This window comes from Streptomyces sp. NPDC060064 (assembly GCF_042736455.1).
GTDB lineage: Bacteria > Actinomycetota > Actinomycetes > Streptomycetales > Streptomycetaceae > Streptomyces.
On sequence record NZ_JBHWWF010000001.1, the window covers coordinates 270,181 to 293,268 of the forward strand.

21 protein-coding genes are annotated in these 23,088 nt (G+C 69.4%); 7 read left to right on the top strand and 14 right to left on the bottom strand.

The window, feature by feature from the left end:
- Nucleotides 1-94 precede the first annotated feature (94 nt).
- Nucleotides 95-745, top strand: a complete 651-nt coding sequence (locus tag ACFWDI_RS01330) for a TetR/AcrR family transcriptional regulator (protein WP_385300619.1) — start codon at nucleotides 95-97, stop codon at nucleotides 743-745.
- A 110-nt stretch (nucleotides 746-855) separates the two neighbouring features.
- Nucleotides 856-2,373, top strand: a complete 1,518-nt coding sequence (locus ACFWDI_RS01335) for an MFS transporter (RefSeq protein WP_385300620.1) — start codon at nucleotides 856-858, stop codon at nucleotides 2,371-2,373.
- A gap of 85 nt (nucleotides 2,374-2,458) precedes the next feature.
- On the opposite strand, the gene ACFWDI_RS01340 is transcribed toward ACFWDI_RS01335, so the two are convergent.
- A complete protein-coding gene (locus ACFWDI_RS01340) occupies nucleotides 2,459-2,983 on the bottom strand; it encodes a MarR family winged helix-turn-helix transcriptional regulator (RefSeq protein ID WP_385300621.1) in 525 nt (174 codons plus the stop codon).
- 81 nt (nucleotides 2,984-3,064) lie between these two features.
- Here ACFWDI_RS01340 and ACFWDI_RS01345 point away from each other — a divergent pair, with 81 nt between their 5' ends.
- The gene (locus tag ACFWDI_RS01345; protein ID WP_385300623.1) at nucleotides 3,065-3,847 is read left to right on the top strand and encodes a dioxygenase; all 783 of its coding nucleotides are present in this window, start codon (nucleotides 3,065-3,067) and stop codon (nucleotides 3,845-3,847) included.
- Between the two features lie 57 nt (nucleotides 3,848-3,904).
- Here the strand turns inward: ACFWDI_RS01345 and ACFWDI_RS01350 are convergent, their stop codons facing one another.
- Nucleotides 3,905-4,435 carry a GNAT family N-acetyltransferase gene (locus ACFWDI_RS01350; RefSeq protein ID WP_385300625.1) on the bottom strand — a complete coding sequence of 177 codons (531 nt, stop codon included), beginning with the start codon at nucleotides 4,433-4,435 and terminating at the stop codon, nucleotides 3,905-3,907.
- A gap of 147 nt (nucleotides 4,436-4,582) precedes the next feature.
- Here ACFWDI_RS01350 and ACFWDI_RS01355 point away from each other — a divergent pair, with 147 nt between their 5' ends.
- Nucleotides 4,583-5,581: an RNA polymerase sigma factor RpoD/SigA gene (locus ACFWDI_RS01355; RefSeq protein ID WP_385300626.1), complete on the top strand. Its 999-nt coding sequence runs from the start codon at nucleotides 4,583-4,585 to the stop codon at nucleotides 5,579-5,581.
- 718 nt (nucleotides 5,582-6,299) lie between these two features.
- Here ACFWDI_RS01355 and ACFWDI_RS01360 read toward each other — a convergent pair.
- On the bottom strand, nucleotides 6,300-7,256 hold the full coding sequence (locus tag ACFWDI_RS01360; protein ID WP_327324210.1) for a transcriptional regulator: 957 nt from the start codon (nucleotides 7,254-7,256) through the stop codon (nucleotides 6,300-6,302).
- A gap of 63 nt (nucleotides 7,257-7,319) precedes the next feature.
- Here ACFWDI_RS01360 and ACFWDI_RS01365 point away from each other — a divergent pair, with 63 nt between their 5' ends.
- Nucleotides 7,320-8,834 (top strand): MFS transporter, encoded by a 1,515-nt coding sequence (locus ACFWDI_RS01365; RefSeq protein WP_385300627.1) that lies wholly within the window; start codon nucleotides 7,320-7,322, stop codon nucleotides 8,832-8,834.
- A 148-nt stretch (nucleotides 8,835-8,982) separates the two neighbouring features.
- Here the strand turns inward: ACFWDI_RS01365 and ACFWDI_RS01370 are convergent, their stop codons facing one another.
- The 4 genes from ACFWDI_RS01370 to ACFWDI_RS01385 form a co-directional block, all read right to left on the bottom strand.
- Nucleotides 8,983-9,708 (bottom strand): VC0807 family protein, encoded by a 726-nt coding sequence (locus ACFWDI_RS01370; RefSeq protein WP_385300628.1) that lies wholly within the window; start codon nucleotides 9,706-9,708, stop codon nucleotides 8,983-8,985.
- A 177-nt stretch (nucleotides 9,709-9,885) separates the two neighbouring features.
- Nucleotides 9,886-10,653, bottom strand: a complete 768-nt coding sequence (locus ACFWDI_RS01375; protein ID WP_385300629.1) for a DUF6227 family protein — start codon at nucleotides 10,651-10,653, stop codon at nucleotides 9,886-9,888.
- Nucleotides 10,654-10,798: 145 nt separating this feature from the next.
- Nucleotides 10,799-11,923, bottom strand: a complete 1,125-nt coding sequence (locus ACFWDI_RS01380) for a P1 family peptidase (RefSeq protein ID WP_385300630.1) — start codon at nucleotides 11,921-11,923, stop codon at nucleotides 10,799-10,801.
- Between the two features lie 69 nt (nucleotides 11,924-11,992).
- Complete coding sequence (locus tag ACFWDI_RS01385; RefSeq protein ID WP_385300632.1) at nucleotides 11,993-13,189, bottom strand: low temperature requirement protein A; 1,197 nt, start codon at nucleotides 13,187-13,189, stop codon at nucleotides 11,993-11,995.
- A gap of 302 nt (nucleotides 13,190-13,491) precedes the next feature.
- Between ACFWDI_RS01385 and ACFWDI_RS01390 the strand changes: the two genes are divergently transcribed.
- Nucleotides 13,492-13,698, top strand: coding sequence for a hypothetical protein (locus ACFWDI_RS01390; RefSeq protein ID WP_327324204.1), 207 nt, complete (start codon nucleotides 13,492-13,494; stop codon nucleotides 13,696-13,698).
- A gap of 7 nt (nucleotides 13,699-13,705) precedes the next feature.
- Here ACFWDI_RS01390 and mscL read toward each other — a convergent pair whose 3' ends face one another.
- From mscL to ACFWDI_RS01420, 6 genes are all read right to left on the bottom strand, one after another.
- Nucleotides 13,706-14,170, bottom strand: a complete 465-nt coding sequence (gene mscL / locus ACFWDI_RS01395) for a large conductance mechanosensitive channel protein MscL (protein WP_385300633.1) — start codon at nucleotides 14,168-14,170, stop codon at nucleotides 13,706-13,708.
- Nucleotides 14,171-14,311: 141 nt separating this feature from the next.
- Nucleotides 14,312-14,917, bottom strand: a complete 606-nt coding sequence (locus ACFWDI_RS01400) for a hypothetical protein (protein ID WP_385300634.1) — start codon at nucleotides 14,915-14,917, stop codon at nucleotides 14,312-14,314.
- 151 nt (nucleotides 14,918-15,068) lie between these two features.
- Nucleotides 15,069-15,920 carry an S-methyl-5'-thioadenosine phosphorylase gene (locus ACFWDI_RS01405; protein ID WP_385300635.1) on the bottom strand — a complete coding sequence of 284 codons (852 nt, stop codon included), beginning with the start codon at nucleotides 15,918-15,920 and terminating at the stop codon, nucleotides 15,069-15,071.
- Between the two features lie 149 nt (nucleotides 15,921-16,069).
- The gene (locus ACFWDI_RS01410; RefSeq protein WP_385300636.1) at nucleotides 16,070-16,414 is read right to left on the bottom strand and encodes an FmdB family zinc ribbon protein; all 345 of its coding nucleotides are present in this window, start codon (nucleotides 16,412-16,414) and stop codon (nucleotides 16,070-16,072) included.
- A gap of 68 nt (nucleotides 16,415-16,482) precedes the next feature.
- A complete protein-coding gene (locus ACFWDI_RS01415; protein ID WP_385300637.1) occupies nucleotides 16,483-17,745 on the bottom strand; it encodes an MFS transporter in 1,263 nt (420 codons plus the stop codon).
- Between the two features lie 262 nt (nucleotides 17,746-18,007).
- Complete coding sequence (locus ACFWDI_RS01420; protein WP_385300638.1) at nucleotides 18,008-19,558, bottom strand: potassium/proton antiporter; 1,551 nt, start codon at nucleotides 19,556-19,558, stop codon at nucleotides 18,008-18,010.
- A gap of 191 nt (nucleotides 19,559-19,749) precedes the next feature.
- On the opposite strand from ACFWDI_RS01420, the gene ACFWDI_RS01425 reads away from it, so the two are divergent.
- Nucleotides 19,750-22,485, top strand: a complete 2,736-nt coding sequence (locus ACFWDI_RS01425) for a penicillin acylase family protein (protein WP_385300640.1) — start codon at nucleotides 19,750-19,752, stop codon at nucleotides 22,483-22,485.
- Here ACFWDI_RS01425 and ACFWDI_RS01430 read toward each other — a convergent pair.
- Nucleotides 22,475-23,068: a 5-formyltetrahydrofolate cyclo-ligase gene (locus ACFWDI_RS01430; protein WP_385300641.1), complete on the bottom strand. Its 594-nt coding sequence runs from the start codon at nucleotides 23,066-23,068 to the stop codon at nucleotides 22,475-22,477. The genes ACFWDI_RS01425 and ACFWDI_RS01430 overlap by 11 nt on opposite strands.
- Nucleotides 23,069-23,088 lie beyond the last annotated feature (20 nt).

Genomic DNA, 23,088 nt, shown 5'->3' on the forward strand with positions numbered 1-23,088 from the left:
GGGAGCGATACGAGCCGGACAGGCCGGCCAGGCCGGACAGGCCGGGCCGGGAGACAGACCGGATGAGAGAGCCGGACAGAGAGGAAGTGGAGCCGTGAGCCCCGCCGCCGACACCGAAGCGCGCCGCTCCCCACGGCCGCGGGCAGACGCCCTGCGGAACCGGGAGCGGATCGTGACGGCCGCCCGCGAGATGTTCGTCGAGTTCGGACCCGAGGTCCCGCTCGACGAGATCGCCCGCCGGGCCGGCGTCGGAAACGCCACGCTCTACCGGCACTTCGCCGACCGCGACGCCCTCATCCATGAGGTCGTCCTCTTCGTTCTCGCTCGCACCACGGAACGGGCGCAGGAGGCGGCCGCCGAGGAAGCGGACACCTTCGCGGCGCTTCGCCGCTTCGCCCACGCGGCCGCGGACGAACGGATCGGGGCCCTGTGCCCGCTGCTGACCGGCACCTTCGAACGGCACTTTCCCGACCTGACCCATGAGCAGGAACGCCTGGAAGAGGCAGTCGACGGCCTCTTCGAACGCGCGCACAAGGCGGGCCGTCTGCGTACCGACATCGCCGTCGGAGATCTGCTCGTCGCGCTCTCCCAGCTCACCCGGCCGCTGCCGGGCACCGTGTGCCCGAACATGGACCGGTTCGTACACCGTCATCTGCAGCTGTTCCTGGACGGTCTGGAAGCGCCCGCACGCTCCGAACTGCCGGGCACGGCCGCGACTTTGGAGGACCTGCGGAGCACCCCGTGAAGCAGTAGATCCGTCACTTCCGATTACTTCGGGCGGCTCCGCCAGTCCCCCCTACGACTTCTTGACCACGTCCCGTTATGACCTCTTCGCATCCTTAGGTGGCTTCTCGCATGCCAAAAACAGCCGACATCTCACTTCCGGACCCGAGTCGCTGGAAAGCCCTGGTCTTCATAGCCCTGGCCCAGCTGATGGTGGTGCTCGACGCGACGATCGTGAACATCGCGCTCCCGCACGCCCAGCACGATCTGGGAATTTCGGAGGCCAACAAGCAGTGGGTCATCACCGCCTATGCGCTGGCCTTCGGCGGACTGCTGCTCTTCGGCGGCCGGATCGCCGACCTGTGGGGCCGTAAGCGCGCCTTCGTCGTCGGTCTGCTGGGCTTCGCCGGCGCCTCCGCGCTCGGCGGCGCGGCGACCGGCGAGGCGATGCTGCTCGGCTCCCGCGCACTGCAGGGTGCGTTCGGCGCGCTGCTCGCGCCCGCCGCGCTCTCGCTGCTCGCGGTGATGTTCACTGACGCAAAGGAGCGCGCCAAGGCCTTCGGTATCTACGGTGCGATCGCCGGTGGCGGTGGCGCCGTGGGTCTGATCCTCGGCGGCGTGCTGACCGAGTACCTCAACTGGCGCTGGACGTTCTTCGTCAACATCCCGTTCGCGATCGTCGCCGCCGCCGGCGCGTACTTCGTGATCCGTGAGCCGGCCGGCGCCCGTAACCGCTCCACGCTCGACATTCCCGGCGTGGTCCTGTCCACCCTGGGTCTGGTCTCGCTGGTGTACGGCTTCACCCGGGCCGAGTCCGACGGCTGGTCCGACACCACCACCGTTGGTCTGTTCGTCGCCTCCGCCCTGCTGCTCGCCGCGTTCGTCCTCACCGAGGCGAAGGTCAAGTCGCCGCTGCTGCCGCTGCGCGTCCTGACCGAGCGCAACCGCGGCGGTGTCTACCTCTCGCTGGGCCTCGCGATCATCGCGATGTTCGGGCTGTTCCTCTTCCTCACCTACTACCTGCAGATCGTCAGGGGCTACTCGCCGGTCAAGACCGGCTTCGCCTTCCTCCCGATGATCGCGGGCATGATCACCGGCTCCACCCAGATCGGTGCCCGGCTGATGACCCGGGTCGCGCCGCGGCTGCTGATGGGCCCGGGCTTCCTGGTCGCCGGAGTCGGCATGCTGATGCTGACGCAGCTGGACGTCGGTTCCTCCTACGCCGGTCTGATCCTGCCCGCGCAACTGCTGCTGGGTCTGGGCATGGGTACGGCCTTCATGCCGGCCATGTCGCTGGCCACGCACGGGGTGCGTCCGGAGGACGCCGGTGTGGCGTCCGCCATGGTCAACACCTCGCAGCAGGTCGGCGGTGCCATCGGTACGGCGCTGCTGAACACCATCGCCGCCTCGGCCACGACCGCGTACATCACCTCGCACGCGGCGGGCGCCACCAACCAGCAGCTGCTGCAGGCGCAGGCCATGGTGCACGGCTACTCGAGCGCCATCTGGTGGGCGGTCGGCATCCTCGCCACCGCCGCCGCGATCGCCCTCACGCTGATCAACACCGGGCGTCCGGGGGCCGGTTCGGTCACCGCGGCCTCGGGTGACGGTGTCGAGGACGAGATCAAGGTTCCCGTCGTCGCGCACTGACGCGAGCTCGGCGGACGCTGAGAGGTCAAGCGGAAAGGGCCCTGCCCGGGTGGTGAACCCGGGCAAGGGCCCTTCGCGTGCCGCGTCAGCGGAGCCAGGGCAGGTCCGCGCCCGAGTCCTGCGGCTGGAGCCCCTCGGCCATGATCCGCATGATCTCGCCCAGCTGCCCCACCTGTTCGGGCGTGAGCCGGTCGAACATCGCCTGGCGTACGGCCTCGACATGGCCGGGTGCGGTCCGTTGCAGGACCTGGAAGCCCTCGTCCGTCAGTACGGCGTTCTGCCCGCGCTTGTCGGAGGGGCAGTCCTCACGGCGTACCCAGCCGTTCTTCTCCAGACGCGCGATCGCGTGCGAGAGCCGGGAGCGGGTGATCTTGGCGTCGATGGCCAGCTCGGTCATTCGCTTGCGGCGGCGCGGGGCCTGGGAGAGCTGGACGAGCAGGCCGTAGTAGATGTGCGGCATACCGGCGTCGCGCTGCAATTGGCGGTCGAGGTGGTCCTCGAAGAGGGTGGTGGCGTGCAGATATGAGCGCCAGACGCGCTGCTCGTCGTCGGTGAGCCAGCGCGGTTCGGCGTCGCCCCCGCCGGTGGATGCCGTGTTCATGGATTCCACTCTACGACCCATTCTTGAAAGTTGAACTATATGGAGTTAGAGTTGGGGTAGCTTGAAAGTTCAAGTAGACCGGGAGCTGTCATGAGTGCCACCCCCACCGCGGAGCGCATGCCCGCCCTCTATCTCTCCCACGGTGCCCCGCCGCTCGCCGACGACCCCGTCTGGCCCGGCGAGCTCGCCGCCTGGTCCGCCGGCCTGCCGCGCCCCAAGGCGATCCTGATGGTCTCCGCCCACTGGGAGGAGGCCCCGCTCGCGCTCGGCGCCACTGAGACCGTGCCGCTGGTGTACGACTTCTGGGGCTTCCCCGAGCACTACTACCGCGTGACGTACGCCGCTCCCGGTGCTCCGCAACTCGCCGACTCCGTACGGAAATTGCTGCGCGGAGCCGGTACGTCCGTGCAGGACATCCCGGACCGCGGCCTGGACCACGGAGCGTACGTCCCGCTGGTGGAGATGTTCCCGGGCGCCGACATACCCGTACTTCAGATCTCCATGCCCACGCTCGACCCGCAGAAGCTGCTGGAGATCGGGCGCAGGCTCGCGCCGCTGCGCGACGAGGGCGTGCTGATTGTCGGCAGCGGCTTCTTCACGCATAATCTGGCCGCGCTGCGGCATCAGGGGACTCCCGGCTGGTCGGCGGAGTTCGACGACTGGGGGCAGCGGGCGCTCGCGGCGGCCGATGTGGACGCGCTGCTGGACTTCGAGAACAAGGCACCGGCCGGGCGGCTGGCCCATCCGCGGACCGAGCACTTCGCGCCGCTCTTCGTCACGCTGGGAGCGTCTCAGGGCGAGCTCGAGAGCGGGCGGAGCGTGATCGAGGGCTTCTGGATGGGCCTGGCGAAGCGGTCCGTCCAGTTCGGTTAGTCCGACCCGGTTCAGCGGGCTCGGCCCAGTGCGGTTCGGCCCGAGCCGTTTGACGGCCTACCCCTCCAGGCCCAGCTTCTTCTCGTACCAGGCCACGTCCCAGTACTTCCCGAACTTCCTGCCCACCTGCTCGTACGTCCCTATGTGGCGGAAGCCGAAGCGGGTGTGCAGGCGGGTCGAGGCCTCGTTCGGCAGGGCGATCCCGGCGTACGCGCGGTGCAGGTCTTCGCCGTCCAGAGCCTCGAACAGCGATGTGTAGAGCAGCGTGCCAATGCCGCGGCCCGCCGCCTCGGGGGCGCAGTAGACGCTGACCTCGACGGAGGTGGAGTACGCGGCCTTGGGGCGGAAAGGGCTGCTCGTCGCGTAGCCGAGAATGAGGGCAGAACGGACATCCCGAGCAACCAAAAGACGGTGGGGGCCGTCTTCAGGGTGGGAGTGCAGCCAAGGGCGGCGCTGCTCGGGGGTGAAGGCGGCTGTGTCGAACGTGATCGCCGTCTCGCGTACGTAGTGGTTGTACAGCTCGGTGAGGGCGTCGAGATCGGCTTCCGTGCCTGCGCTGACCTGCACCTCTGTACGTTCCTGCGGCATTCGTCCTCCCCGGGTGACCGGACAGGGTACTGCATGATCACGAAAATGATGGGCCGCGTGGGAATTCTGTCCCGATTCCAGTCGTTGTTTCCATCGGATGCAGGGCACCCGGAAGGGTGTCGCGACCTACTCAGCAAGGGAGCTCGCATGGCAACCCGTGCCGTCGCCCGTCGTCAGTCCGACTCCAGTGGGACCGGCCGGGCAAGCAGCGTTCGCGCCGTGGGCGGGGAGATCGCCGACCGCGACCTGGTCGGCATGTACCTCGATGAGATCGCGCGTACGCCGCTGCTCGACGCCGCCAAGGAAGTCGAACTGTCCCAGACCATCGAGGCCGGTGTGTTCGCGCGCCAGATCCTCGACAAAGAGGTGGAGAGCGATGCCGGCGGCGCCACGCGCGAGGAGCTCGAGGCGCTGGTCGCCGAAGGCGAGCGCGCGAAGGACATTTTCATCCGCTCCAACCTCCGGCTCGTGGTGGCCGTCGCGCGACGCTATCCGCGCAGCGGTCTGCCGCTGCTCGACCTGATCCAGGAGGGCAATGCCGGCCTGGTCCGCGCGGTGGAGAAGTTCGACTACGCCAAGGGCTTCAAGTTCTCGACGTATGCGACCTGGTGGATCCGCCAGGCGATCACCCGCTCCATAGCCGACCAGTCCCGCACGATCCGGCTCCCTGTCCACCTGGTGGAGGAGCTCGGACGCATCCGCCGCGTCCAGCGCGAGTTCAACCGCGAGAACGGCCGCGAGCCGGAGCCGGCCGAGGTCGCGAAGGAGCTCGGCTCGACGCCGGAGCGGGTCAGGGACGTCCTGGACTGGGCGCGCGACCCGGTCAGCCTGAACATGGCGGTGGACGACGCGGGCGAGACGCAGTTCGGTGACCTGCTGGAGGACACCTCGGCGGTGTCGCCCGAGCAGTCGGTGCTCACGCTGCTGCGCAGCGAGGGGCTGGACGACCTGATCGGCAGGCTCGACCACCGTACGGCGTCGATCATCCGGATGCGGTACGGGATCGAGGACGGGCGGGAGCGCACGCTGACGGAGGTCGGCAAGGAACACGGCCTGACGCGCGAGCGAATCCGCCAGATCGAGAAGCATGCGCTGCTGGAGCTGAAGCGGATGGCCCGCGACACGGGCTTCGACGCGGCGGCGTAACCGCCCCCCCAAAGCGGACCCCGGTACCTTCCCCCCCGGTGCCGGGGTCCTTCCCTGCCCGGGCCACCCCGGACGGAGGCCCTTGTCCGGTGACGGGGGCCGCTATCCCGGCCTTTCCCGGAACTGCCAGTTGCCCGGTCATGTGGTGAGCGTGGGCCGGGGGCGTTGTCGGCAGTCGCCCGGTCATGTGGTGAGCGTGGGCCGGGGGCGTTGTCGGTTGCTCTCCGTGGGTGGTTTCCACCGGCGAACCGCTGAACCCCCGCGGCGGGCTGCACCCGTGTCGTTCGGGTGGGGAGGTGCCGTGCAGTGTCACCCCCGCCAGTTGCCCGGTCATGTGGTGAGCGTGGGCCGGGGGCGTGGTGGCTTGCTCTTCGTGGGTGGTTTCCACCGGCGAACCGAGAGCACACAGCGGGCGGCACCGTCTCGTCCGGGTGGGGAGGTGCCGTGCAGGGTCGTCCCCGCAGGGGATTGGCGGCAAAACCGGGGTCACGCGCCAAGAGCCTGTACGCCGCCGACCCCGAGGAGTCGAGCCCGGAGGGGCACCGGATCCCGCACCCGACAAGACCGGACGCCCCCGCCGGAGGCAGCCCGCACCGGACAAGGCCGGACGACCCCAGGCCCGGGCCACAGGACCCCGCACCCCGCCGGAGGCAGCCCGCACCGGACAAGACCGGACGACCCCAGGCCCGGGCAACAAGCACCCGCAGCAAGCAGAGGCTCACCGTGCCGCGCGGCTCAGGCGTGCGGCCAGGTCCGTTACGTACTCCGAGAGCCGCCCCGGGCCATGGACCGTGAACTCGCAGTCCACCAGGGCCAGTCGGAGCGCCAGCCACTCCACCGAGTCCGCGGACCGCGCCCGCAGCCTGCACGTCTCCTCGCCCGTCGGCACCGGCGCGCCCAGATGTTCCGGGAGCCGCGCCGCCACAAACGCCGCCGGCGCCTCGAAGCTCACGTCGATGTCGTACTCCGGCTGCCGCGACATCGAGTGCCCGAGCAGCTTCGCCGCATCCCCCGTCGGCAGCTCCCGCGGCACAAAGCGCGCCCCCGTGGCAAAGGGTTCCGAGACCCGGTCGACCCGGAACGTACGCCAGTCGTCCCGCTCGATGTCGTACGCGACGAGGTACCAGCGACGGCCCGTCGAGACCAGCCGGTACGGCTCGACCTGCCGCTTGGTCTCGGTCCCGTCACCCGCGCGGTAGCCGAAGCGGAGGCGCTCGCGCCCGGTCGCCGTGCCCGCGATGACGGTCAGCGTCTGCGGGTCGATCGTCGCGCCGTCGCCCCGGGTGAGCGGGATCGTCGCCGCCTGGAGCGTGGTGACCCGGTGCCGCAGCCGCGACGGAAGCACCTGTTCCAGCTTGGCCAGAGCCCGTACGGAAGCTTCCTCGATGCCCTCGATGGCATGGCCGGCCCCCGCCCGCAGGCCCACCGCGATCGCCACCGCCTCCTCGTCGTCGAGGAGCAGCGGAGGCATCGCCGCGCCCGCGACCAGGCGGTATCCGCCGACCGCCCCCTTCGTCGCCTCGACCGGATAGCCGAGGTCCCGCAGCCGGTCGATGTCGCGCCGGATCGTGCGCGGGCTCACCTCGAGGCGCTCGGCGAGCTCGCTGCCCGGCCACTCGCGCGGAGTCTGGAGAAGGGAGAGCAGATTCAGGAGTCGTGCCGGAGTGTCCGTCATGTTCTTCAGAATGCCCGCTATCTAGGACATGGACTGACCTATATCCACTCTAGATTCACCGTTATGAGTTCACAGCCCGCCGTACCGGATACGGCATCAGACCGTCGTCGCTGGATCGCGCTCGCCATCGTCATGACCGCGGCCTTCATGGACCTGGTCGACGTCACCATCGTCAACATCGCGATCCCGAGCATGCAGCGGGACCTCGGCGCCTCGTTCGGCGCGATCCAGTGGATCACTGCCGGATACGCGCTCGCCTTCGCCGCCGGTCTGATCACGGGTGGCCGGCTCGGTGACATCTACGGCCGTAAGCGCCTCTTCCTGATCGGCATCTCCGGCTTCACGCTCGCCTCCGCGCTCTGCGGTTTCGCGGCGAACGAGGAGATGCTGGTCGCCTCCCGTCTGCTGCAGGGCGCGACGGCCGCGATGATGGTGCCGCAGGTGCTCGCGATCATCCATGTCACCTTCCCGGCGCACGAACGCGGCAAGGTCTTCGGCATGTTCGGCGCGACCATCGGCCTCGGCGCGGTGTCCGGACCGCTGCTCGGCGCGCTGCTGACCCAATGGAACCTCTTCGGTCTCGAGTGGCGACCGATCTTCCTGATCAATCTGCCGGTGGGCATCGCCGGTCTGATCCTGGGCCGGAAGTTCATCACCGAGTCCCGCGCCCCGAAGGCGCTCAAGCTCGACCTGGTCGGCGTCGCGCTGGTCACGCTCGGACTGCTGATGCTGATCTATCCGCTGACCCGCGGGCGTGAGCTGGGGTGGCCGCTCTGGGGCCATCTGTGCATGGCCGGCAGCCTGGTCGTCTTCGCCGCCTTCGTGGCGTACGAGAAGAAGAAGACCCGCAAGGACGGCTCCCCGCTGGTCGAGCTCTCGCTGTTCAGGGTGAAGAGCTTCGCCGCCGGTATCGCCGTGCAGCTCACCTTCGGTATCGCCTGCGGGATCTTCTTCCTGGTCTGGACGCTGTACATGCAGATCGGTCTCGGCTGGAGCCCGCTGCGGGCGGGCCTGACCGGTGTCCCGTTCTCGATCGCCGTGTCCGCGGCAGCCGGGATATCCGTACAGAAGCTGGTGCCGCGCTTCGGCCGGAAGGTGCTCCAGGGGGGCGCGGTGACGATGGCCGCAGGGCTGCTGCTCTACATCTGGGAGGCCGGGCGGTACGGCACGGCGATCCATTCCTGGCAGATGAGCCTGCCGCTCGTGGTGATGGGCGTCGGGATGGGCCTGATCGTGGCACCGCTGACGGACGCGGTTCTGTCGGACGTGCCGCGTGAGCACTCGGGCTCGGCGTCCGGGCTGATCAACACGACGCAGCAGATGGGCAATGCGCTCGGGCTCGGCCTGGTCTCGGTGGTCTTCTTCGGGTCGATCGACGATCGGATCGCGCCGAGCGCGGTGGGCAACGCCTTCGCGGATGCGTTCCAGAACTCGCTGTGGTGGGTGGTGGCGGTGCTGGTCGTGATCTTCCTGGTGATGTTCGCGCTGCCGGCGCGGCCGAAGCAGCATGTGGAGGGGGCGGACGCGGAGACGGAGACCGAGGGCCCGGTGGACCTGGAGCCCGTGCTCTCGCACTGACGCGGCCAAGGTGTACGACGAGGCTCGGCCCGGGACATGTCCCGGGCCGAGCCTCGCTGCGTCGTCGGGCCCTGCCGGGCCGCGGGTCAGGGCCCGAATGTGTCCGCCGCATGCCCCGGCGGACAACTGACAACGGACGAGCGGCGGTTCAGGCCCGAGCCGAGGCCGCCGCTCCTGCCGCTTCCGCTTCAGCCGCCGCTGCCGCCTCCGCCGCCTCCGCCGCCTCCGCCGCCTCCGCCGCCTCGCGGCGCGCGCGGCCCTGCTTCCCGGCCCGGATCGTGTACACCATCAGGCCCGCCAGGATGACGATCGGCAGCACGTTGGAGACCCCGACCATCGTCTCCGTGTCCAGTACGTAGACCAGCCCGGCCTTCACGCCCGCCTCGGCCAGGAACGTCACGCCCCAGACGATGGTCAACCGCCGCTGGCCGGTACGGAAGCCCGGGTACTTGTCCCACATCGCATTCCAGTCGGCGATGCCCTCAGGCGTACCGTCCGTGCCGAACTTGCGGCCGAAGTAGAAGATCAGCGGCCGCTTGAGCGTGAGGCTGACGAGGAAGGCAAGCCCGAGCAGCCCGGTCAGCGCGGAGTCCTTGAGGAAGAGCAGCTTCGCGCTGTTGTACGCGAGGGCGCTGACCGCTCCCAGCAGCAGAGTGATCAGGATCAGCATGCTGAACTCGTCCACGCGCCGCTTCATGGCGAAGTAGATCGTCAGCTCGACCAGTGGCCAGCAGGAGATGAGCAGCAGGGCGGGGACCTCGTGGATGCCGTGGTCGATCAGCATTCCGTATGTGATCCACGGCAGCAGAACGCCGAACAGGATCGTAGGTCCCCAGGTCAGGAGGATGTTTCCTCGTTTGCCGGATTCAGCCATGGTTGAACTCCATTCCCCCGAGCGGCCGTTCGCCGCAAAGACGGGCCGGAGTTTATGGAGTGAATGTGGGCAGAGGGCCGGGGTTGGCGTGATCTTGACCAAGATCAGAGACAGAGTTTGACCAAGGGACAGGCCTCGTTCCCTCCGGCCGTTGGGCGGACGCTCACCGCACCCGGTTCACCGCACGCTCGCGCGCAGCTCCATCGCCTCGCGCGCTATGTGCTCCGCGGCGTACACCTCGCACATATGGCGGCCGTCGGGCGTCGCCGTGTGCTCCACCTCCCACAGGCTTGTCTCGGTGCCGTCGAGCAGCAGGAACGCGTGCTCGTACAGTGTGAAGCCGGCGTCCTTCCCCTCCACCCGGCACTGGCGGCCGAAGACCTGCGTGATGTGGTGGGCGAAAGCGGCCCGCAGCAGGCGCGCGGTCTCCTCGCCCGGCCGGTCGGCGTTCTCCGCGCGGCGCAGCACGCGGCGCGCGTGGTCCGCGGAGTCGTCCGGGACGTACATCCGGGGGAGCGGGGCAGGGGGCGCGGACATCAGCGAGGTGAGCAGTTCCAGATCGGCGTCGAGGTCGTCGTCTTCGACGTCGGAGTCCCGTCCGGTGTCCGCGGGCCCGGCGAAGCCCGGGAAACCGGCGGGCAGCCGCGACGCGGCGAGGCGGACCTCGGACTCCTCGGTGTAGAGCTCGTGCTGCTCGGCGCCGTCGCGGCCGGTGTTGTGCACCAGCTCCCACAGGACCAGGGAGGTGCCGTCGCTCAGCAGATAGGCATGCCGGTACGTGGCACGGTGCAGGGCCGCACTGTGGTGCGACGAATGCAGCGAACTGGCATGGGCCAGCGCGGATTCGAGCCGCTCGACTGTCGTGTCGGGCAGATCGAAGGAGTTGAGCGCCCGACCCAGGAGTCGCTCGAGCTGCGTCTCGGTTGTCTCGTACGGATCGTTCAAGGTGGGTCTCCAGGCCGTCGCCGCAAGTCACTTGGTGATTGCTAAACGTAGCCCCTGGGTCTGACAACGTGTCCTGCGTTCGGGAAAACGAAGGGGAGTACGCGGGAAGTTCCCGTCCTGCCGGTCAACACGGCTGTCCTGTACGTCAGTCGATGTCGTACAGATCCCGGTACGAAGGGAAGGTGCCGCCGGGCCCCTTGACGCTCCGGGCCGCGAGAACCGCCCGCACGATCGCCCGGGTCACCACGTCCGCGCCCGCCGCGAGCACCTCGTTGAGGGCGAGGGGGTTGGTGGCGTCGAGCGGGACGGCGCCGGTGGCGAGCGTGAAGACGGTGTCGCCGTCGTTGAGGAGATGGACGGGGCGTACGGCGCGTGCGATGCCGTCGTGCGCCGTGCCCGCGAGCTTCTGGGCCTGGGCACGGTTGAGATCGGCGTCGGTCGCGACGACGACGAGGGTGGTGTTCAGTGGCGGCAGCGGAGGCCATCCGCTCGCGCGGCCCGTCTCGTCCAGCCGCTGCCACGCCGCCGCGTGGACCTCGGCCGGCGGGTAGTCGACGCGGCCTTCGAAGTACTGGCCGTACAGCGCACCGGTCAGGGGGTCGATCACCGAGCCCACGGCGTTCGCGACCACCAGTGCGGCGACCGTGACCCCGGAGCCGAGGACGGTACTGGCCGTGCCGAGCCCACCCTTCAGCCGTCCCACCACCGCTCCGGTACCGGCGCCCACAGCGCCTTCCTCGACCGGTGCACCGCTCTCGGTGGAGGCCGCCGCCTCCACCGCCGCTCGCCCGGTCGAGGCGTCCGGGCGAGCCTGCCAGTCGCCGCCGCGCCCCAGGTCGAAGACGCAGGCCGCGGGCACGACCGGCACGACATGGTGGGGCTCGGGCCCGACCCGTACACCGCGGCCCTGCTCCTCCAGCCAGGCCATCACTCCGGCGGCGGAGTCGAGCCCGTACGCGCTGCCGCCGGTCAGTACGACGGCCTCGATGCGCTGGACCAGGTTGCGGGGGTCGAGGGCGTCGGTCTCCCGGGTGCCCGGGCCGCCGCCCCGTACGTCGACGGCGGCGACGGCCCCGCCCTCGGGTGCGAGGACGACGGTGGTGCCGCTGAGCGCGCGGTCGCCCGGCACCCGCGCGTGGCCGACCCGGAGGCCGGCCACATCGGTCAGGCCGCCCGTGAGCCTGTCCGTGAGCCCGTCGGCCTGTCCGTCGGCCGGCCTGTCCCTCGGCCCGTCTGTCGTCCCGCCCGTCGGTGCGTCATTTGTTGCCATGAAGCCCATGCGTACCACGGGACTTGGCTCAGCGCCCCGGCCACGGCTACGTCCCGGCCATGGCGTCGCTCACGACCCGGCCGCCATCCTGGCGGTGAGCGTGACGCCGGCCGCGGTCGCCGCCGCCGCCACGGTCCCGGCCGCCAGGACCGCCCACTCCCCGGCGAACGTACAGAGCAGGGTCGCCAGCGCGGCGACGGGAAGGATGAGCTGCTGGGCGATCCCCACCTTGAAGTAGCGCGAGTGGAGTCCCCACACCAGCAGTATGAACACGGCGGAGGGGATGGTGACCGCGGCCGATGCCGCGGTGGTGGAGATATGCGTCTTGCCCACGGCTTGCTCGACCGCGACCTCGATGCCCGCGCCGATCGCGGCGGCCGAGGCGAAGATCCCGTAGTGGCCGTAACCCCAGAGGAATCCCTGCTTGTTGGAGGCCAGTCGGTCATGGGCCGGGACGACGAAGTAGATCCACCAGGCGGCGAAGACGATCAGCAGGCCGCCTGCGGCGATCGGCAGCACCTCACCCAGCGCGTCGTTCTCGTCGATGCCGGACTTCACGGCGCCGGTGGCCGCCGCGATCGTCTCGCCGAGCACGATGATGGTGAACAGGCCGTAGCGCTCGGCGATGTGGCGCGGGTGCCAGTTGGTGTGGAAGTCCCTCTCGGCGTACACCGGTACGCACATCTCGGCGATCGCCATCACCAGGAAGATCCAGCCGCGGGCCGACTCGGGCGCGAACAGCAGGGTGGTCCATCCGCCCTGGCAGAGGATCACGCCGCCCGCGTACCGCAGGGCCATGGTCCGCTCGGCGCCGGACGCGGCACGGGCGGCGCGCAGCCACTGCGTGGTCAGCGCGAGACGCATCACCAGATAGCCGAGCCAGACGACCAGGAATTCGTGGTCCTGGAAGGCCCGGGAGACGCCGGCCGCCAGGATCAGCACTCCCGCGATCTGGACGAGGGTCACCACCCGGTACAGGGCGTCGTCGTTGTCGTACGCCGAAGCGAACCAGGTGAAGTTCATCCACGCCCACCAGATGGCGAAGAAGACCAGCACATAGCTGAGAATGCCGTCCGCAGCGTGCCCCTCGGCGACGGCGTGCACCAGCTGCACACCGGCCTGGGCGATCGCCACCACGAAGCAGAGGTCGAAGAAGAGCTCGAGCGGGGTGGCGGCGCGGTGTTCCTCGTCGCGGCGGCGGGCGACCAGCGGACGCAGGATGCTCGACGGGGTCACTGGACGGTCGGCGCCGGGCGTATGAGTCATGCGGCAAGCACAGCAGAGGGCGAGCTGCTGGGCGGGCGGGACGCGCACAGCCGTGGGCCGGGCCACCCGCGAGTCCGACCCGCCGCGGCGCCCAGGTCGCATGCAGCCGTGCCCGCCCCGGCGTCCAGGTCGCCGCAGCCGTGCCCGCAGCCGTGCCCGCAGCCGTGCCCGCACCCGTGCCCGCAGCCGTGCCCGCACCCGTGCCCGCCCCGGCGTCCAGGTTGCCGCCGCCGTATCCGCCCCGGCGTCCAGGTCGCCCGCCGCCGTACCCGCAGCTGTACTCGCCGCCGTACCCTGGACGTATGAGCACCGCCCCCGCCCCCGGACCGCGTGATGCGGAGCAGCCGCGGCAGCAGTCCCCAAAACCGAAGCTGATCTTCGACGATCCGCTGGACCAGCAATCCGCGGACGATACGGACCGCGGGTGGGGCGAGCGGCCTCTCGCGAGCGGCGACAGCGTCGCCGAGCTGGCGCGCTTCCTCGACGAGAAGCCGCCGCACCACATCTGAGCCGTCGCTACTGGTCGCGGCCCGATTCCCGCTGTGCCACGATCGCGTCCCTGATCTCCTTCAGGACCTCGAGCTCGGTCAGCTCGACCACTTCCTTCGCGCCTTCCTTGGCGGCATCCCGGGCGGCCCGCCTGGCCAGGTACTTGGACATGGGCAGCACCATCAGGAAGTAGACGACGGTCGCGGTGATCAGGAAGGTGAGCGTGGCGCCGAGCACGGACCCCCACATGATCCTGATGCCGTCCACTTCGCCGTGCACCACCTTGCAGGTGCCCTTCAGGCAGGAGCTGTAGGAGTCGAGATCCTTGGTGCCGAACGCACCTACCAGCGGATTGATGACGCCCTTCACCACGGCATTCACGATCTGGGTGAACGCCGCGCCGATGACCACGGCGACGGCCAGGTCGATGACATTGCCGCGCATCAGGAAGGCCTTGAAACCCTCCAGGACGCTGACCTTCTTCTCGCTCACCACTGAGCCTCTCTTCGCATGTGCAGGACACGGAGCCAAACGCTCCGAAACCTACGTCAGCGCGTAGCCGCGCTGTCCAGTCCGCACACGCGAAGAGAGCGCCTGACGGTACGTCAGCACCACGGACGCGCCGGGTCCGAGTCAGCACACCGTCACAGCCAGTCGCGATGTCGCTCCCGCGCCCGCCAGTGCCGCGGCGGTGGCGCGCGGCACAGACAGGACAACCAGCGCACCGCCGTCCGGAGAAGCCCCGCGCAACCCCGGAACTCCGGTCACTCGGGCGCCCGATGCCACCACCCGCGCCGCAGTCCCTTCACCCACAGGGGAGTTGGCCGCAGCGATCACATCCACCCGGTCTCCCGGACGCAGCAGCCGGACCGTGGCGGCATCCGCGATACGCACCGGAGCGGACACCATCGCGGCGGCGGGCCGCCGCTCACGCTGCGGCGCGGCAGCCAACGCCTCGGCGCCGCCACCATCCGCTCCACGCGCACCCGAAGCGGCAAGCGCCGCCGCCGTCATGGCGAGCCCCGCCGCCATCGCACGTCGCCGCCGGAGCACCGCCCGCCGCAAGCGGTGCGCCCCGCCGCGCACCCGCAGCGGGGCGAACGGCGGCACGCCGAGCAGCTCCGGCGCCGGGGAAGAAGGGAGAGGGGGGAGCGGAGAAGGGAGGGAAGAAGGGAGGGAAGAAGGGAGAGCGGAGAGAGGGGAAGGGAGGGGAGGGAGAGAAGGAGGGGGAAGCGACATGACACACACCGCCTGCCGTGAGGAGTGGAGTTGGACTGACCACTCCTCACGATCCACTCTCCGCGCGCATCCCGCCGACGCCTGTGGACGACCCCAGCGTTGTGGACAACTCCCTCACCCACAGGAGGGTTCACCGCATCGGGCCGAAGGTCTACGGCAGCTGAAGCCCCGTGTCGATGCCGTCCAGCGCATGCGAACAGATACAGTCCCGCGTCTCACCCGCCGGCAGCCCCGCAACCGCGTCGAAGAGCACCGCGCGCAGCCTGTCGACACTTGCGGCGAAGACCTTCATCACGTCTCCCTGCGAGACGCCCTCACCTGTCTCCGCCCCCGCGTCCAGGTCCGTCACCAGCGTCATCGACGTGTAGCAGAGCCCCAGCTCACGGGCGAGCACCGCCTCCGGGTGCCCGGTCATGCCGACCACCGACCAGCCCATCGCCGCATGCCACTGCGACTCCGCCCGGGTGGAGAAGCGCGGCCCCTCGACCACCACCAGCGTCCCGCCGTCCACGGGCTCCCAGTCCCGCCCGCGCGCGGCCGCGAGCACCATCTTGCGCCCATCCGGGCAGTAGGGATCGGCGGGCGACACATGCACCACGTTCGGAATGGTCCCGTCCGGCAACGGCAGACCGTCGTAGTACGTCTGCGCACGCGCCTTCGTGCGGTCCACGAACTGGTCGGGCACGAGCAGCGTCCCGGGACCGTACTCCGGCCGCAGCCCGCCCACCGCGCACGGCCCCAGCACCTGCCCCACGCCCACCGACCGGAGCGCCCACAGATTGGCGCGGTAGTTGATGCGGTGCGGCGGCAGATGGTGGCCGCGTCCGTGCCTGGGCAGGAAGGCGACCCGTCGCCCGGCGATCTCGCCGAGGAGCAGCGAGTCGCTGGGACTGCCGTACGGGGTGTCCACCTGGATCTCGGTGACGTCCTCCAGGAAGGAGTAGAAGCCCGAGCCGCCGATAACGCCGATCTCTGCGTTCGCGTTGGTCGCATTCGTCGCCATGGCGATCACACTATCCGTACGCGAAAACGCCAAGGACCCCGCCGTACACAACGGCAGGGTCCGGAAAAGCAGGCGTCAGGCGGCCGAACTGCGTCAGGCGGCCGAACTGCGTCAGGCGGCCGAACTGTGTCAGGTGGGGCCGAATCGCGTCAGGCGGCGGAGCTGCCGCTGGAGCTCGAGGACGAGCCCGACGAAGAGGAAGCCGACGTCGAGGACGAAGAAGCGGCGGGCTTCGAGTCCGACGACTTCGCGCTCGTGGACGACGACGCGGACGCCGGCGACGATGACGTCGACGAGGGCGAGCTGCTCGAGGACGCACCACGGCTGTCGTTCCGGTAGAAGCCGGATCCCTTGAAGACAATGCCCACCGCCGAGAACACCTTCTTCAGGCGTCCATCACAGCCGGGGCACACGGTCAGGGCGTCATCGGTGAACTTCTGCACCGCCTCGAGGCCCTCGCCACATTCGGTGCACTGATACTGGTAGGTCGGCACTTGTCTTCCTCCTGGCACTCTCACTCAATGAGTGCTAACGACGGTCCATAGTGACGTATTCCGCTGGATCAGTCCACCGTCAGCGGCACGCGGTGACTCATCCCACGCGCCGCGATCCGCCCCGCAACCTTCGGCGAGAGCCGCGAGCGGAGCGAAACCAGGGTGACCAGCGCCAGCGCCGTGCCCACCAGCGGTACCACGAATCCGGCGCTCGCGCCGTTCTCGTCGGCCAGCCGCCCGGCCACCGTCACGGCCGCCGCCTGACCGAGCGCCACGGCGCCCGTCAGCCAGGTGAAGGCCTCGGTACGGGCCGAAGCCGGCACCAGCGACTCGACCAGCGTGTAGCCGCTGATCAGGGCGGGCGCGATGCAGAGGCCGACCAGCAGTCCCAGCCCCGCGAGCAGCGCCACGGAGTGCACCGCCCACAGTGCGGAGGCCGCCAGTGTCAGCCCGGCGTAGCCGAGCACCAGCCGCCGCCGCGGCCCGCTCTTCCAGGCGATGGCACCGCAGGCGATTCCGGCCAGCATGTTGCCGGCCGCGAAGATCCCGTACAGCAGTCCGTTGGCGCCGGGGTTGCCGATCTCCTCGGCGAAGGCGGTCAGCGAGACCTGCATTCCACCGAAGACCGAACCGATGCCGAGGAAGGCCACGGCCAGCACCCGCACTCCCGGGGCGGAGAGCGCGGACGCGTGCGGTTCGGCGGCCGTCGCCTTGGGGCGTACCGCAGGCTGCGTGCCGCTCTGGGCGGCGAAGAACAGACCGCCGGCGAGCGTCAGTGTCGCCTCGGCGATCAGTCCGGCCGCCGGGTGCACTCCGGTGCACAGCGCGGTCGCGAGCACAGGTCCGACGACGAAGGTGAACTCGTCCGTCACGGATTCGAAGGCGGCCGCCGTCGACATCAGCGGCGAACCCTCCAGCTTGGCCGCCCAGCGGGCTCGCACCATCGGCCCGACCTGCGGTACGGAAGCACCCGTGGGCACGGCCGCGACGAACAGCGCCCACAGGGGCGCGTGCGCCAGCGCGAGCGCCGTCAGCGCGGACACGGAAGCGGCGTGCACCAGCACGCCGGGCAGCAGTACGGCGCGCTGTCCGAAACGGTCCGCGAGCTTGCCGCTCTGCGGCGCGAAGAGCGCCATGGAGACACCGGTGAAGGCGGCGACGGCGCCGGCGCTGCCGTACGAACCGGTGGTGTGCTGCACCAGCAGGACGATGCCGATGGTCAGCATCGCGAAGGGCTGCCGCGCCAGGAAGCCGGGGAGCAGGAATGTCCAGGCGCCGGGTGTGCGCAGGAGCTGCCCGTATCCAGGACGGTGGTTGACCGTGGATGCCACGGTCCGTGCCTTTCTGCCGCCTGGTAGCGCTCCCCGGGTACGCGTCGTACTTGTGGTACGAGACGCACGTGAGCCGCCGAGAGCTGTCCTCTTGCGCGGAACTGCGGTAGATACCGGGGCCCACTGCGAGGGCTCCGCGGCCGCCATACGGTCGCGCCAGCTCTGCGTCAGGCAGAGTTGGTCGATCAGTGTGCCTTGATGCTACAGGGAATCTTCGATTCGTACCTGGGAAATAGCTCACACATTCCAAGATCGCCTGTGATTAGCCGGATCTTCCCGTGGATCTTCTTCCGGCGTTTCCGCCCGTTCCCAGCCAGTCGGCCAGCTTTCCGCCCTGTCCGACCGCCCGCAGTCGCCGCTCCGCGGCGTCCCGCACCGGATCCGTCGCCACCACCAGCAGCTCGTCACCCCGCCGCAGCACGGTGGACGGCAGCGGTACGAAGCTCTTTCCGTCGCGTACGACCAGGGTGACCGCGGCGCCCGCCGGCAGCCGAAGCTCCGCGACCTCCACGCCGTGCATCCTCGATCCCCTCGGGATCGCCACGGACAGCAGATGCCCGCGCAGCCGCTCCAGCGGCGCCGACTCGATGCCCAGATCGGCGGCGTCGGACGTGCCGCCGAGCCGCAGTGCCTTCGCCAGCCAGGGCAGCGTCGGTCCCTGGACCAGGGTGTAGACGACGACCAGGACGAAGACGATGTTGAAGACCCGGTCGCTGCCCTCGATGGAGGTGACCAGCGGGATGGTGGCGAGAATGATGGGGACGGCGCCGCGCAGTCCCGCCCACGACAACAGCACCTGCTCCTGCCACGGAATACGGAAGGGGAGCAGGCTGACGAAGACCTCCAGTGGCCGCGCCACCATGGTCAGCACCAGACCCACCACGACCGCGGGCCAGAAGTCGTCGAGCAGCTCGTGCGGCGTCACCAGCAGACCGAGCAGCACGAACATGCCGATCTGCGCGATCCAGCCGAGGCCCTCCGCGAATCCGCGGTTCGCCGGCGCGTGCGGCAGCTTGGAGTTCCCGAGCACCATCGAGGCGAGATAGACGGCGAGGAAGCCACTGCCGTGCGCCATGGCGCCGGCCGCGTACGCCACCACCGCGATCGCCATTACCGCGATCGGGTACAGACCCGAGGCGGGCAGCGCCACATGCCGCAGCCCGAACGCGCCCAGCCAGCCCGTCGCGAGGCCGATGCTCGCGCCGATCGCCAGCTCCAGCGCGATCTTCCCGACCAGTACGTACCAGTCGTCGACCGGACCCGGCGTCGAGAAGGCCACCACCAGGATCACCACGGGGGCGTCGTTGAAGCCCGACTCGGCCTCCAGTACACCGGTCACCCGGGACGGCAGCGGCACCTTGCGCAGTACGGAGAAGACCGCCGCGGCGTCCGTCGAGGACACGACGGCGCCGATGATGAGCGCCTGCCGCCACTCGAGCCCGACCAGATAGTGCGCTCCGGCCGCCGTGATGCCCACACTCACCGCGACGCCGACGGTCGACAGCACGACCGCCGCGGGCAACGCGGGTTTGATCTCCTTCCACTTGGTGGCCAGGCCGCCCTCGGCCAGGATCACCACAAGTGCGGCATAGCCGATCACCTGCGTCAGTCCGGCGTCGTCGAACCTGACGTCGAAGATGCCGTCCTGCCCGATCGCGATCCCGATCCCGAGATACAGCAGCAGGCTGGGGAGCCCACTGCGGGACGAGATGCGTACCGCCGCGACGGCGATGAGCAGAACGAGCGAGCAGATGAGCAGGAGTTCGTTGAGCTGGTGGACAGTCAGTGGCCGATCCTTCCCTAGCGCCTTCACGCCGGATCGCTCATCCAGCCGGCGACACTTCGTTACCTTACCTAATCTTTAACGTTTCCTTGACGGGTCGATCATCCGTGCGAGCGAGGGTCCGGGTGTCGCCTTACGGATACCGCGTCCGGGCCGGTGGAGCGCTGCGCCTATGGTTGCTCCCAGCACTCCAGGACCAGCCTGCGCCTCGAAGGACAGCGATGCCCGCCAACACAACCGCCTCTTCCCCCAAGAAGAAGAAGGGGCGACGCGCCCGCCTGCTCGTGATCGTCCTGGTGCTGGCGCTTGTCGCGGGTGTCGGATATGGGACGTACTGGAGCATCAGTACCGTGCGCGCCTCGTTCCCGCAGACCACCGGAACGGTCAAACTCGACGGCCTCTCCGGCCCGGTCGAGGTCAGACGCGACAATTACGGCATCCCGCAGATCTACGCGGACAGCGACCAAGACCTGTTCCGCGCCCAGGGCTTCGTCCAGGCGCAGGACCGCTTCTGGGAGATGGACGTCCGCCGCCATATGACGGCCGGCCGGCTCTCCGAGATGTTCGGCTCGGGACAGGTCGAGACGGACGCCTTCCTGCGTACTCTCGGCTGGCGCCAGGTGGCGCAGAAGGAGTACGACACCCTCCTCACGCCCGCGACCAAGAAGTCCCTCCAGGCCTACGCGGACGGCGTCAACGCCTACCTCAAGGGCCGCGAGGGCAAGGACCTTTCGGTCGAGTACGCCGCCCTCGCCTTCAGCAATGACTACAAGCCCGAGAAGTGGACGCCCGTCGACTCGGTGGCCTGGCTCAAGGCGATGGCCTGGGACCTGCGCGGCAATATGCAGGAGGAGATCGACCGCTCGCTGCTGACGAGCAGGCTCAGCGAGAAGCAGATCAAGGACCTGTATCCGGCCTATCCGTACGACCGGAACAAGCCGATTGTCGACAGGGGCGCTATAGACCCCGCGACCGGGAAGTTCGACCCGGCAGCCAAGCCGTCCGACAGGTCCAACGGCGGCAGCGGCGGCGGGAACAGCGCGGCGGGCGCAGCCGAGGGCCTCAACTCCCAGCTCTCCGCGCTCTCCAAGACCCTCGACACGATCCCCGCCCTGCTGGGCCCCAGCGGCAGCGGCATCGGCTCCAACTCCTGGGTCGTCTCCGGCAAGTACACGACGACCAACAAACCGATGCTGGCCAACGACCCGCATCTCGCGCCGTCGCTGCCCTCGCTCTGGTACCAGATGGGCCTGCACTGCCGGACCGTCTCGGCCACCTGCCAGTACGACACCGCCGGCTACACCTTCTCCGGCCTGCCCGGCGTGATCATCGGTCACAACCAGGACATCGCCTGGGGCTTCACCAATCTCGGTGCCGACGTCACCGACCTCTACCTCGAGAAACTCACCGGCGACCGCTACCAGGTGGGCAACGAGGAGAAGGCGCTGACGACCCGCAAGGAGGTCATCAAGGTCGCGGGCGGCTCCGCCAAGACGATCACGGTGCGCTCCACCGGTCACGGCCCGCTGGTCTCCGACCGCAGCGGCGAGCTGGAGAAGGTCGGCCAGAAGGCCCCCGTCCCGAACGCCGCCCCTGACCGTGGCGCCGGATACGCGGTCGCGCTCCAGTGGACCGCGCTGCAGCCCGGCAAATCCATGGACGCGGTCTTCGAGCTCAACCGCGCCAAGGACTTCAACTCCTTCCGCGCGGCCGCCAAGAACTTCGAGGTCCCTTCGCAGAACCTCGTCTACGCCGACGTCAAGGGCCATATCGGCTACCAGGCTCCCGGCAAGATCCCGGTCCGCGCCGAGGGCGACGGCACGAAGCCCGTTCCCGGCTGGGACCCCCGGTACAAGTGGAAGCGCTACATCCCCTTCGATGAGCTTCCGTACGAGTACGACCCCGAGCGCGGCTACATCGTCACCGCCAACCAGTCGGTGATCGATGCGAAGAAGTACCCGTACCTGCTGACCAAGGACTACGCCTACGGCGCCCGCAGCCAGCGGATCAACGACCTCATCGAGTCGAAGATCCAGGGCGGCGGGAAGATCTCCACCGAAGACATGCGCACCATGCAGATGGACAACAGCAGCGAGATCGCCAAGCTGCTGACGCCGTATCTGCTCAAGATCGATGTCTCGGACAGCTACGTCCGCGAGGCGCAGAAGCTGCTGGAGGGCTGGGACTACACCCAGGAGCCGGACTCCGGTGCGGCCGCGTACTTCAACGGGGTCTGGCGCAATGTCCTCAAGCTTGCTTTCGGCAACAAGCTGCCCAAGGAGCTGCGGGTCGAGGGCGAGTGCCTCAACGTCCGCCCGGCCGACAGCTCCGCCCCGGACGACCAGCTCAGCGAGCGGGTGCGGGAGTGCGGCCAGCGCGACGCGGAGTCGGCGCAGCCGGACGGCGGTGACCGCTGGTTCGAGGTCGTGCGCAGGATCCTCAAGGACGAGAACAACCAGTGGTGGCATTCCCCGGCCAGCCGTACGGACGCGGCCACCACCACGCGGGACCAGCTGCTCGCCAGGGCCATGGAGGACGCCCGCTGGGAGCTGACGGCCGAGCTCGGCAAGGACGCCTCCAGCTGGAGCTGGGGCAGGCTGCACCAGCTGACGCTGAAGAACCAGACCCTCGGTACCGAGGGTCCCGGCTTCCTGCAGTTCGTCCTCAACCGCGGCCCGTGGAACCTGGGCGGCGGCGAGGCGGCGGTCAACGCCACCGGCTGGAACGCGGCGGGCGGCTACGGCGTCATCTGGGTGCCGTCGATGCGGATGGTCGTCAACGTCGGCGACTGGGACAAGTCACGCTGGATCAGTCTGACCGGTGCGTCGGGGCACGCGTACAGCGCGCACTACACCGACCAGACGGACAAGTGGGCCAACGGTGAGCTGCTCGACTGGGCCTACGGCGAAGCGGCCGTGAAGGCGAAGACCGTCGACACCCTCAAGCTCACTCCGTAAAGCGACTGACGGCCGTGGGTGTCACCACCGCGTGCACGGGGTGGTCGTGCGGTTCCTCCGGGACCCGCGCGAGCACCTCGTTCGCGTACAGCAGAACCACCAGCGCGGGGTCGGCACCGGCGGCTGCGAGACGGGAGAGGACTCGGTCGTACGAACCGCCTCCGCGGCCGAGTCGCATACCGCGCGCGTCCACCGCGAGCCCCGGAAGGAGCACGGCATCCGCTTCGAGTACGGCGTCCACGCCCAGCCGCTCGCCGTCCGGCTCCAGCAGCCCGCGGCCCGCGCGCACCAGATGCTCCGAGCCCCTGTAAACGCCCCAGTCCAGGTCGTTGTCCGCCTTCAGGACCGGCAGCAGGACGCGTACGCCCCGCTCGCGCAGCGCGTCGAGCAGCGCGCGCGTGCCGGGCTCGCGCCCCACCGAGACATATGCGGCGACCGTGTCCGCTTCGGTCAATTCCGGGAGACCCAGGGCCTGTCGCGCGAGAACCGCGGCGGCCTTTTGGACGTCCTCAGTGGACAGAAGGCCCCGGGCGTCGAGGAGTTCACGTCGTACCGCACTCTTTCCGGACAAGTCGCCGCTCATGCCACCTTCACAAACCTCGC